This is a genomic window from Alcanivorax sp. HI0044, assembly GCF_001634945.1.
In genome coordinates this window covers 1-610 of the sequence record NZ_LWEZ01000570.1, presented here as the reverse complement: position 1 = coordinate 610, position 610 = coordinate 1, and the positions used below count along the sequence as shown (strand labels likewise).

Annotated in this window: 1 protein-coding gene; it reads right to left on the bottom strand. The window is 53.8% G+C overall.

Annotated elements, in window-relative coordinates; translation table 11 throughout:
* The coding region (locus A3730_RS06910) for a diguanylate cyclase (RefSeq protein ID WP_156501008.1) at positions 1–610 on the bottom strand (610 nt) is incomplete at both ends.

Here is a 610-nt window from a genome sequence, read left to right as displayed (position 1 = left end):
ACCCGGTTACGCATACGTTCGGCAAAAACCAGCGCATCGTTGAAGCTGGAGTCAGTCAGGGTGATGACAAATTCCTCGCCACCGTAGCGAGCCACGAAATCGGTATCGCTTTGCACCATTCCCAGAGGGACGCCGGCCACTTTTTTCAGGCACTCATCGCCCGCCGGGTGGCCATAGGTATCGTTGTATTGCTTGAAGAAGTCGATATCGAACAGCATCAGGGTGATGCGTTCCGGGGCATCCGGGTTGTTCTGGTTCAGCTTGTGATAGAGGTGGCTCAGGCGGCTTTCCATGCCCCGGCGATTGATGCAGCCGGTCATGCCGTCGACGGTGGCCTGATTTTCCAGTACCAGATTGGCTGAGTGTAATTCGTTTCTGTGCTGGAACAGTACGTGTTCGGAAAGGAAATGCTGTCGCAACAGACGTTCATACACGTATTGGCCAAACAAGCTCATGCTTGTAAAGGCCAGCGAGACCAGCACCAAGGTGGATGGTTCAAAGGGCTGCCGACCGGAACTGAGTTGCAGGCTGAAAATCATGCAGCCAATCATTACCACGGAGCTAATCAGTGCGGCATAGAATGGCACCCGTATCAGGATGCAGATCATCA